Here is a 10,863-nt window from a genome sequence, read left to right as displayed (position 1 = left end):
GTATTTTGAGTCGATATTATTTAATACGGCTAATGACTCAATATGAGTAATGACCTTACAGCTTTAAACATAGCTCTCATTTAGTGAAGTGTAACGCACCTATGCCCTTAGCTGTAGTATTCAATATAATTTCATGTATTAAGCGTTAGTTAATAACCTTTACTAATGAGACAGCTGAGCTTACAGCCAAAAAGGTCAATTTAGCTAATCACAAACACTCTTAGCTGTCAGCCAACAATTTCTATTTTTACCTATCTAATGGGTCCTATACTCGTAACAATTAAGACAAATTATTTGTTAGAATACGCCATAGTATATTCAGGTGATTTACAAGCTTTAGCGCTAATGATCATTAAAAATTGACAATAACAACACTCAATAAACAACATAGTCGATTCAATCGATACAAAGGTGAGATGTATGATGAAGGTTTTGGTAATAGGTGCCGGTGGACGTGAGCATGCATTGGCGTGGCAATGTGCCAAAGATGACAAGGTTGAGAAGGTGTACGTCGCACCAGGTAATGCAGGCACGGCGCTAGAGCCCAAATGCCAAAATATCGTTTTGGAGAATAAAAACACTGATAATGAACACAGCGCAGTTATAGAGTTTTGTCAATATAACGATATTGATATCGTCATCGTGGGCCCTGAAGCACCTTTAGTGACGGGTATCATCGATGCTTGCCGAGATGCCGGTATTAAAGCTTGGGGTCCGACTGCTTATTGCGCGCAGCTAGAGGGCTCAAAAACCTTTGCCAAAGAGTTTATGCAAAACAACAATATCCCGACTGCAGCTTATCAAGGCTTCACGGATGCAGCCAGTGCCAAAGTTTATGTCGATGAACAAGGCGCGCCTATCGTTATCAAAGCCGATGGCCTTGCCGCAGGTAAAGGCGTTATTGTCGCCGAGACTACTGAGCAGGCTTATGCTGCTATTGATGATATGCTAGCTGATAATAAGTTTGGCGACGCCGGTAGCCGCGTGGTTATTGAGCAGTTTTTGCAAGGCGAAGAAGCCAGCTTTATTTGTATGATTGATGGCGACAACATTTTGCCGATGGCCACTAGCCAAGATCATAAGCGTGCCTTTGAAGGTGATACCGGCCCGAACACAGGTGGTATGGGCGCCTACTCTCCTGCTCCGGTGGTCACCGATGATGTCCATAACAAAGTTATGACGCAGGTCATTCAGCCTGTTGTCGATGCCATGAAAACCGCCGGTCACCCTTACACAGGATTTTTATACGCAGGCTTAATGATTGATGACGCTGGCAACCCTTCGGTTATCGAGTTCAACTGCCGCTTTGGTGATCCAGAGACGCAGCCTATCTTGATGCGCCTGCAATCATCGATCGTGGATTTAGTCGCGGCGGGGCTGGCAGGTCAGCTACCTGATGAGGCTGATTGGGATAAGCGCCCTGCTCTAGGTATCGTGATCGCCTCTAAAGGCTATCCAGAAACTTCGTCTAAAGGCGATGTAATATCAGGCCTACCTGAGCTTGACGATCAACAGTTTGTAAAAGTATTTCATGCCGGTACTGACTTTGCTAAGGAAGCAGATAATCTAGATGCCAATATTAACGCCAATGCTCAAAATGATAGTGATAGAGAAATTGTCACTAACGGCGGGCGTGTGGTTTGTGTTACCGCGCTTGCAGATAGTATCTCAGATGCTCAGCAAGCAGCTTTGACCGTCGCAGGAGCTATCAGCTTTGAGGGTGCACATTATCGCCGTGATATTGGTCATCAAGCGATTGCTCGCGAAAGCTAAAGCCAGCTTAAAATAAAAATCTGGAATTTTTACTGAGAAACGGCCAAACCCTTATTATCGGCAAGGTGGCGCTGCTGTGATACAATCTTGTGCACTCGCAAGGTTTTTCACTTGCATTCACGGCGACGCACCCACAAATCATTATTAACCTAGTGAATGATTATATTTATGGCAAATGATGTGTATAAACCTACTAATAATAAGCAGTCAATTGATAACCTAAAAACCTCTGGTTTTGAACGTCGGATGTCTATTGCTAAGACTTCGCTAAATATTGGCCGTCGCTGGGCAGGTAATAGCGTGTCCGGCATGTTTTTGGGTAAAGAAGCTCGTTCAGCGCGCAATCAAGTTTTTATGGAAGCGCAGGCTAATTATGTTGCAGAGGAGCTTGGTAAACTCAAGGGTTCAGTAGTCAAGATTGGACAGATGCTAGCCTTGTATGGAGAGCACATTCTACCTCCTGAGATCACTCGCGCGCTGCAAACCCTAAATGACGATACGGCAACCTTGACATGGCCGGGAATAGAGCAAACCTTACGTCACACTTTAGGCGAAAAGTTTGATGAGCTTGATATCGATCAAGTACCTATCGGTACCGCTTCCCTCGCCCAAGTGCATCGCGCTACTATAAAAGCGACTGGCGAAGAGGTGGTATTAAAGATTCAATATCCAGGCGTTGCCGATGCCATCGACTCAGACTTAGCGTTATTTAAGCGTCTATTAAAAGTCAGTAACGCGGTACCACAAACTCGCGCTTTGGACACTTGGTTTGAAGAGATTCGGGATTTACTACATGTTGAGGTCGATTATAATATCGAGGCTGCGACCACTGAGCGTTTTTATGGGCGTCTGCAAGATGACCCGCGCTATGCTGTCCCAAAGATATATCGTGATTTTTCGAGTCAGCGCTTATTGTGCATGTCTTATGAGTCCGGCGTTTCAGTGACTTCACCATTATTACAGGAATTATCTAGTGAGCGGCGTAACGCCATAGGCCAAGCAGCTATCGAGATTATGATGCAGGAGATCTTTGTATGGGGCGAGATGCAAACTGATCCCAACTTTGGTAATTATCTAGTACGCATTAGTGATAGCATGGATGAGCCTGACAAACTAGTATTACTCGACTTTGGGGCGATTCGCCAGTTCGATTATGAGTTATTAACGATTGCTCATGGATTGTTAAAGGCGGGTTATCACCATGATCATCAAGCGATGATGGAAGCTATGACTGGCTATGACTTTTTTGACACTATGAGCCAAAAAGTCAGCTCCGATATTGCTAACATATTTTTATTGGCTACCGAACCCTTTAGTGATACGGCTAGTAATCCAGACATTCCGGCTGAAGTCTTAGATGGCAATGAGCGCTATATCTGGTCTAAGAGTAAGCTGCACTCACGTATCTCTGCCGCTGCCTCCACGGCTATGCAGTCTTTTGAATTTAATCTACCTCCAAAAGAGTTTATGTTTATAAGTCGCAAGTTTATCGGCGCTTATACTTTTTTGACGGTGTTAGACGCCCATACTGATTCTGACAAATTAGTGAAGCCGTTTTTATAGTATATATATAAGCCGAATTTTGAACCGCCCTTTAGTGGCGGTTTTTTATTCTGGTTTTTATCTGCTTAGGCTATTTTGTATTTATAGACTTTAGTAGCAATCTTACTTTACCGCTATCAGTGCCTTTTGCCTTATTAAACTCTAAACTATATTAGCTGGCTTGCCACTCATCAAACCTAGTTTGATACCCTTCAGGCTTAGTCATAGTCAGCTGCCAACACTTTTCTTTACGGGCTAAATATTTGATCTCAAAATGGGTACGCTGACTGTTTACTGGCACCTCTTGTCTTATTGCAGGTAAACACCAGAGCGCATCAGCTTGCTGTTCTGCATTGTCCATATACTCCTCAATATTAGTCGCTAATATTATCTCACCGCCGATCTGCAGACGTGATATTAAAAACTCAAAGAATGGCATATTTAGCCACTGTTGATTAGAGTTGTGCTGCTCAGGATTGGGATAGAGTAAGTATATTCGCGTGAGGCTATTCGGTCCTATCGCTTGTACTATCCAAGCGATAGCGTCTGCATGTACGGCAGTAAGGTTTGGTAGCTGCTGCGTCTGAGTCATTTTAAAAAAAGCGTCAAACTTATTGCGAGTGCGCTCAATAGCTATTAGGTGTTTATCAGGGTTTTGCTTAGCAAAGCTTAAAGCATGCATGCCCTTCCCTGCTCCGATCTCAACAACTAAAGGACACCGACTTTTTTGTTTGTTAGCTATTATCTCTGGCAGGATAAAATTACGCGGTTTTGATAATTTTGCAGGCTGGAATGGTCTTTTTTGTTTATGTGATAAGTTTTTTATGTGGGTCATTAATTTCTCTTTATATGATATAGGGTTTATCTTGTAAATATATTATTGCTTAGGCTATTTATGATAACTCTATTATATTGTCTCTTTGTAGAATTTCGCTCTGGGTTTTGTCGTTCTTTTTAGTATTTGCGACTTAGTCTGCGTTGTCTTTTATAAAGCACATGCTATTATAACGGCTGTTATTTATTAAAATCTAAAAAAGTTGCCTGTTCTTATGACTGATACGACTGATACCCCCCTACCAAAAAGCTACCCCTGCCCGCGCTGCGGCACCCTAACGGCTTGGCAAGACAATAAATCCAAACCTTTTTGTAGTGAGCGCTGTAAGCTTATCGATTTAGGAGCTTGGGCTAGCGAAGAATACACCTTGCCAGCTGAATCCACCCCGTTTTCTGATGAATTATAACGCTAGCGTTTTTGAAGGTCAGTATGGCAGCGCCTAACAGCTGAGCCATGTATTTTAATAAATCACCCTAAAACCTACCCTCTCATATTTATACTTTAAGGATGTCCGTATGTCAGCGACTTATCTGATGCCTACCTATAATCGTCAGCCGATCAGTTTTGTACGCGGCTCAGGCAGTTGGCTCTATACAAAAAACGACACTCCTTATTTAGATGCACTGACTGGTATTGCCGTTTGCGGTTTAGGCCATTGTCACCCAAAAGTCACCGAAGCTATTCAGCAGCAAGCCGCTACTTTGGTGCACACTAGTAACTTATTCGGTATCGACTGGCAAGAGCGAGCGGGTGAAGCGCTATGCGTAGCCGCACAAATGGATAGCGTATTTTTTGCTAATAGTGGCGCTGAGGCCAATGAGGCGGCGCTGAAAATGGCGCGGCTTTATGCCCATAATAAAGGCTTTAAACGTCCCAAAGTCGTCGTTATGGAGCACTCCTTTCATGGTCGTACTTTATTATCCTTGTCTGCCACAGCTAATCCCAAGGCGCGTGCAGGCTTCTTTACTTTAGATGAGGATTTTATCCGCTTGCCGTTCGGTGATATTGCCGCTATCAAGCAAGCCGCTATCGATCACGATGATATCTGCGCTATCTTTGTAGAGCCTATACAAGGTGAAGGTGGTTTGAACACCGCTGCTAATGGCTTTACTTATTTAGAAGAGCTGCAAGCTGTTTGTGACGCTCATGATTGGCTCTTTATGCTCGATGAAGTACAAACTGGCAATGGTCGTACCGGTAAATATTTTGCTTATCAGCACAGTAAGGCGCGTCCTGACGTATTAACCACAGCAAAAGGCTTAGGGAATGGCTTTCCGGTAGGCGCTTGTTTGGTGCGTGGCCGCGCTAAAGACTTATTCGGTGCAGGCAGTCATGGCTCTACTTACGGTGGCACTCCCCTAGCAAGCCGCGTCGTCCATAGCGTGTACGAGGTGTTATCCAATAGCGGCGTTATGGAGAACGCTGTCTTTGAAGGCCAGTTTATTCGCGATAGCCTAGCTAGCGAGTTGCAGCAATTTGGTATCACGACTCGCGGCGCGGGCATGATGATAGGTATTGTCTTGCCAGAAGAGATGAATTGTAGTCAATTGGTTGATCTTGCCCGTGATGAGCAGCAGCTTATCATCAATGTCACTGGTGGTCATGTCATTCGCTTACTGCCGCCACTCAACATCAGCCGTAATGAAAGCAAGCAAGTGGTTGAGCGTCTGCATAACTTGTTAAGGCCGCTACTTTAACTCTAGCTTTTGTTATGCAGTTTAAAAAATTAGCTAAAAAAACAGAGTTGCAAAAAAGAGCCTTTAGATGAAATAACTCTAAAGACTCTTTTAAATGCTATAAACACAATAAGCAGTAAAGAGGCCCGCCATTCAAAACATCTTAATTCGCGTGAAAGTACTTTTTCAATACTTCTAAACAGCGTGTAATTTTAGCAGGCTGCTGTTCACGATTTAAGGTCACTGCATAAAGTACAAAGCTTGGTAATTGGTAACCGGTTAGAACTTCTACTAAATTTCCGTTTTCAAGCTCACGCTTAACATCCATCTCCATAATTCTAATGATGCCATGACCTTCTTTTGCCAAAGTTAGCGCCATAAAGACATTATTGGTATGGATACGCGAGTCCATTTTGATACGCGTTTTTTTACTAGTTTCTGTTTTTAGGAGCTCAACATAGCTGGCATCTTGCATAATATCGATGACAATAAGCTGATGATCAGCTAAATCTTTTGGGCTCTCTATCTTTTTATGCTGGCGTAAATATTGCGGCGAGGCCACTAGCAGCTGACGCACATCAGACAAAGGATGGCTACTAAGCGCAGAGTCGTCAATACTTGGGCTCATACGCACAGCAATATCGATGCGCTCATCAATCATATCCACGTAACGGTTGTCTGCTAGATAAGTAATACTCAAATCATCGTGAGCCGCCATCCAAGTCGATAACGCTGGTAATATATGATGAACACCAAGCTCAGGCGTGGTAGCAATACGTAAACTACCTGCCAGCTCATCACGCAATTGATTAACTTTTATACGGCCTTGCTCAGCGGCACTAACGACATCTTTTGCCGCTTCATAAAAACTTTCGCCAGCTTCTGTTAAGCTAAGCTTACGAGTAGAACGATGTAAAAGCACCACACCTAGTTCGTTTTCTAATGAGCGTATCTGTTGGCTCACGGCACTAGTAGTAATGCCAAGCTCCCGCGCTGAGCCACTAAAAGAGCCGTGCCCGACCACACTAGCGAACACGGCCATACCGCGTAAATTATCTAACATATTGTCACCTAAACTCTTTTTTAATTTTTAATATAACTTAACCATTATAACTAATTAAAAAAAACTTTACCTATCTTTAATATATCTAAAGCGTACACTTAATGAGTCATATATTTTAATAAAATGATATATATCAATAAAATGACCTTTGACTAAGTTATATGGTTGTCTATAAGAACTTTAAATTTATAGTCATAAGTGGATTCCCAAATTTAGGTGAGCTTCACTTTACCCATTTTACCTTCGCCACGCTCAGTGAGATAACGCATCACTGGTGACGCTAATAGCAGCTCTTGCGCGCTTTGTGCGGCTTGTTCAAGTCGTAACTTTTGACGACTTTCGGGTGTTTTATCTGCAGTTCGCTGAGCACTGTCGTCTATCTCCAAACTGATATCTGCTTGAGTAAACTGCTGTTTAAGCTTCGCGGCTAGCTGCTGAAAAGTGGCTTGTAAATGCTTACTATCAATATTAGTCAAAAAAGTAGAGCGACCATCGCACAGACCAACCATTGTCCCTTGACGAGCTAAAGCTAGCTCATCTGAGGCCAAAACATCCTCTTCGCGTGCAGTCTGTAGCCAATAATCCCACTTCTCAGGCGTCCACTCGCCTGCTAGCTCTTGTGGCGCACAGCGCAGCAGGGATCTTGGATCATCAAGGGCTAACTGAGAGTTGTGTTGAGTATGACTGTGCGAGTTAGTTTGCTGTAAATCTTCAGTAGTATCAGGCTCAATAATAGCTTCTAGATCAGCGCTAGGCTCTAGCTCGACAGTAGCTTCCATTTCCGTTTCAGCAACGGTTTCTAACGTTAAATCAGGAGTATCAACTGCTTCGTTACCTATCCCTTGTCCTTGATTTGGTATTGGTTCAAGTTCAGTAGTAGGTTCAATTTCAGCAATAGATTCAGTCTCAGCAACAACTGCAATCTTAGGCTCAACAACAGACTCAGGTTCAGTAACGGTTGCTACTGGTGGATTAGCAACTTCAGCGTTTTCATTCTCTATATTTTGCTTATGATCTGGCATTGCTTCATGCTCAGACTGGTTCTCAACGCTAGCGTTTTCAGAGTCTTGCTCTTCATAACTTGGCTCATAAGTGTTTTCATGATCGATGTCATAGGACGTTGAATCCTGTTGCGAGCTGACTATAGAGCTTACCACAGGAGTAGTCTTTCCATCACGAGCAATGCTAGACGTCAATACCTCATCAGTCGGCAGCGGACGAAAGGCTAGCAGGCGCAAAATACACATCTCCAGCGCCTGCATGGGAGTACTCGCCAGCTTAATGCCTTCACGAGCTTGCACCACAATCTCATAATATAGCTGCAATACATCAGGGCTTATACGTTGTGCCAACTCATTGATCGTTTGTGCTTGCGCTTCATTGACGTTTAGAGCCACCTCAGGCAACAGCTGAGTCAACGCCAATTGATGCAGCAGCTCAGCCAGTCCATCGAACATACTAGAAGCATCAACCATTTGCGCGCGCATCTGCTCAATATGTGCGGCTACCGCTACTGTATCATGATGATAAATGTCAGTAATCAAGCGCACTAAGTCTGCAGCATCAATCAAACCAAGCATGGCATTGACCGTCTCATCATCAAGCGCTCCTTGCCCAAAGGCAATCGCTTGGTCGGTCAATGACATGGCATCGCGCACTGAGCCCTTCGCTGCGCTCGCCAATTGCCAAAGAGCGGGCTGCGTGAAATGCACTTGCTCTTGGGTTAATACCTTTGCCAAATGCTCACTAAGTAAAGTCTGCGGTAAGGGCCGAAGCACAAACTGTAAGCAGCGCGAAATAATAGTAACCGGCAGCTTTTGTGGGTCAGTCGTCGCGAGTAAGAACTTAACGTGCTCAGGTGGCTCTTCTAAGGTCTTGAGCAGCGCGTTGAAGCTGTGCGTCGATAGCATATGCACTTCATCAATGAGATAAACCTTGTAGCGTCCTTGGCTTGGTGCATAAGGTACATTGTCTAATAGCTCGCGGGTATCTTCAACTTTGGTACGAGAGGCGGCATCGATCTCAATGAGATCAATAAAGCGTCCCTGATCGATAGCCACGCAGTTATCGCATACTCCGCAAGGCGTGCTAGTAATACCCGTATCACAGTTCAAGCATTTCGATAAAATACGCGCAATAGTGGTTTTACCGACGCCGCGAGTACCGGTAAACAGATAAGCATGATGCAGACGATTATAGTCAATCGCATTAATCAAGGCTTGTGAGACGTGTGTCTGCCCTACGAGCTCATGAAAGTTTTTTGGGCGATATTTTCGAGCTAAGACTTGATACTGTTGCGTCATAATAGTTGCCAATATAGCAGTGCCAAATGAGAGGTATAGAGGTTTATCATTAACAGATGGGCTTAGGTATTGATAATCATACTTTTAGTAATACCTATTTCTAGCAACACCTATTCTTAATAATGCATATTTCTAGCAATACCTGTTTTTAGTCATAAAAGTATAGATCGTTTGCAAACGCTTATAATCTGTTGTTTATGTCGTTTAAACAGAATTGAGTCACTTATAGATACTAAGACTGTAATTTTAACTCAGCTAATTGCTCATATAAGCGCTGCATTTCTGCATTTATAATGGCGCCACTTTGATAAAAAATATCAATCATTATTTCAGTGTTTACGCTGTCCTCAGAGTCTCTATTTTCTACCCCAATTAAGAACAAATCTTCCCTAATAGGCTCTTGGAGATGCGCATTGAGCTCTGATAATAAATCTCGATAGTTGGCACGAACCTTATCAGCGCTAAGCGGGCTACTTTCGTATTGCGCGTAAAACACCAGCATATAGTGGCAACCAGAGCGATTATAAGAGGGCTGATGATCGATATAACCATTCCAACGCGCTTGTCCATCCTTATACTTATAGTCTAATATTCGCTCTACCAAACTGGCATAAGTATAGATGGATTCATCTACTAATAATTCAACTTGCTCTTTTGGCAGAGGCGATCCTGCTTCATAGTAACCTTGCACAAGGCTATTAAAAAGCTTGTACCACATGTCAGACTTTTTAAGAATATCGGCAGATACTCCCTCAATAGACGCTGATGTCGAAGCATGCATTATCTCCAGTAAACGCGGCTCAATCTGGTCTAACAAGTTGTTTTCTACTAGCTGTTGCTGCACTTGTAGCGCTTTTTGATAAAAGTCTGCTGATTGTAAGAAATCTTCTAAAAGTGTCGACTCATCAGTAAAGGACTTAAGTGCTGTCAAATGGCTGCGGTGAAACTGTAAAAATGCCGTGACATCGGCAGGAGTTTTTAATTGTTTTAAAATTTTACTAAAATTATGCTGACTAAATATCTGTAAAATCCTTTCTTCATCATCCAAATCGAGCACACAGTCCTCTGCAAAGAACGGACTACCGTACTCGTACTGCACGTCATGTAACGAGCTATTGCTCTGAGTGTTGCCTTGATTATTCAAATGCTTAATCGTTAGGGACGTTAAACCGATAAAATATACAGCTTTATCCGCATTTAGAGTACTCTGCCTATCCATGAGGCTCTCGTTGCTTAAGTAGACTTGCGCATGGCGCTTCATCAGCTGATTAACAACATCCTTTCTCCAAACTCTTATCTGCGAGGCATCTATATCGTATTGACTAACCTCAGCTGTGACCTCATTCACTAGCACATAAAGCACCGCTTCGGAGAACTCAAAAACAAAGTCATAGCCTTGAAAATAATCCCTGCTAGTAGCGTTTTGATCACTGACTTCATACAAAGATAAAAAGCTTTGACGAATCAGTGCTTGCCAAGATGAAGCGCTTTGCGAATTTTCCATAATATCCCTATAAATGATATCCCTATAAATAACTTCTCTAAAATCGTTGCTCGTAACTAAGCCGCATAGGGCAGTATCGAATCTCTCCCTATACGGTTACTCACCAGCATTATTTCAAAAACTGACGATGATTATATCGTCAATTAAACGTTATAGTAGATTTATGT

8 protein-coding genes are annotated in these 10,863 nt (G+C 43.1%); 4 read left to right on the top strand and 4 right to left on the bottom strand.

Annotation, left to right across the window (positions count from 1 at the left end):
* Positions 1-423: 423 nt before the first annotated feature.
* Positions 424-1,773 carry a phosphoribosylamine--glycine ligase gene (gene purD / locus ACTXGJ_RS01140; RefSeq protein WP_443564878.1) on the top strand — a complete coding sequence of 450 codons (1,350 nt, stop codon included), beginning with the start codon at positions 424-426 and terminating at the stop codon, positions 1,771-1,773.
* A gap of 168 nt (positions 1,774-1,941) precedes the next feature.
* A complete protein-coding gene (locus ACTXGJ_RS01135) occupies positions 1,942-3,336 on the top strand; it encodes an ABC1 kinase family protein (RefSeq protein ID WP_443564840.1) in 1,395 nt (464 codons plus the stop codon).
* 151 nt (positions 3,337-3,487) lie between these two features.
* Here ACTXGJ_RS01135 and ACTXGJ_RS01130 read toward each other — a convergent pair whose 3' ends face one another.
* The gene (locus ACTXGJ_RS01130) at positions 3,488-4,150 is read right to left on the bottom strand and encodes a class I SAM-dependent methyltransferase (RefSeq protein WP_443564839.1); all 663 of its coding nucleotides are present in this window, start codon (positions 4,148-4,150) and stop codon (positions 3,488-3,490) included.
* A 214-nt stretch (positions 4,151-4,364) separates the two neighbouring features.
* Here ACTXGJ_RS01130 and ACTXGJ_RS01125 point away from each other — a divergent pair, with 214 nt between their 5' ends.
* Entirely contained in the window at positions 4,365-4,556 is a 192-nt protein-coding gene (locus ACTXGJ_RS01125; protein ID WP_443564838.1) for a DNA gyrase inhibitor YacG, read from the top strand.
* 109 nt (positions 4,557-4,665) lie between these two features.
* Positions 4,666-5,847 (top strand): aspartate aminotransferase family protein, encoded by a 1,182-nt coding sequence (locus ACTXGJ_RS01120; RefSeq protein ID WP_443564837.1) that lies wholly within the window; start codon positions 4,666-4,668, stop codon positions 5,845-5,847.
* Positions 5,848-5,989: 142 nt separating this feature from the next.
* On the opposite strand, the gene ACTXGJ_RS01115 is transcribed toward ACTXGJ_RS01120, so the two are convergent.
* The 3 genes from ACTXGJ_RS01115 to ACTXGJ_RS01105 form a co-directional block, all read right to left on the bottom strand.
* Positions 5,990-6,889, bottom strand: a complete 900-nt coding sequence (locus ACTXGJ_RS01115; protein ID WP_439240865.1) for a LysR family transcriptional regulator — start codon at positions 6,887-6,889, stop codon at positions 5,990-5,992.
* Positions 6,890-7,101: 212 nt separating this feature from the next.
* Entirely contained in the window at positions 7,102-9,192 is a 2,091-nt protein-coding gene (dnaX, locus tag ACTXGJ_RS01110; protein ID WP_443564836.1) for a DNA polymerase III subunit gamma/tau, read from the bottom strand.
* 232 nt (positions 9,193-9,424) lie between these two features.
* Positions 9,425-10,696 (bottom strand): hypothetical protein, encoded by a 1,272-nt coding sequence (locus ACTXGJ_RS01105; RefSeq protein ID WP_443564835.1) that lies wholly within the window; start codon positions 10,694-10,696, stop codon positions 9,425-9,427.
* Positions 10,697-10,863 lie beyond the last annotated feature (167 nt).

Source organism: Psychrobacter sp. 1Y11 (genome assembly GCF_052259045.1).
GTDB lineage: Bacteria > Pseudomonadota > Gammaproteobacteria > Pseudomonadales > Moraxellaceae > Psychrobacter.
This window is presented reverse-complemented; position numbering and strand designations above follow the sequence as displayed.

Coding starts and splice junctions, on each gene's coding strand:
- purD (WP_443564878.1), top strand. CDS start 424: ATGAAGGTTTTGGTAATAGGTGCCGGTGGACGTGAGCATGCATTGGCG.
- ACTXGJ_RS01135 (WP_443564840.1), top strand. CDS start 1,942: ATGGCAAATGATGTGTATAAACCTACTAATAATAAGCAGTCAATTGAT.
- ACTXGJ_RS01130 (WP_443564839.1), bottom strand. CDS start 4,150: ATGACCCACATAAAAAACTTATCACATAAACAAAAAAGACCATTCCAG.
- ACTXGJ_RS01125 (WP_443564838.1), top strand. CDS start 4,365: ATGACTGATACGACTGATACCCCCCTACCAAAAAGCTACCCCTGCCCG.
- ACTXGJ_RS01120 (WP_443564837.1), top strand. CDS start 4,666: ATGTCAGCGACTTATCTGATGCCTACCTATAATCGTCAGCCGATCAGT.
- ACTXGJ_RS01115 (WP_439240865.1), bottom strand. CDS start 6,889: ATGTTAGATAATTTACGCGGTATGGCCGTGTTCGCTAGTGTGGTCGGG.
- dnaX (WP_443564836.1), bottom strand. CDS start 9,192: ATGACGCAACAGTATCAAGTCTTAGCTCGAAAATATCGCCCAAAAAAC.
- ACTXGJ_RS01105 (WP_443564835.1), bottom strand. CDS start 10,696: ATGGAAAATTCGCAAAGCGCTTCATCTTGGCAAGCACTGATTCGTCAA.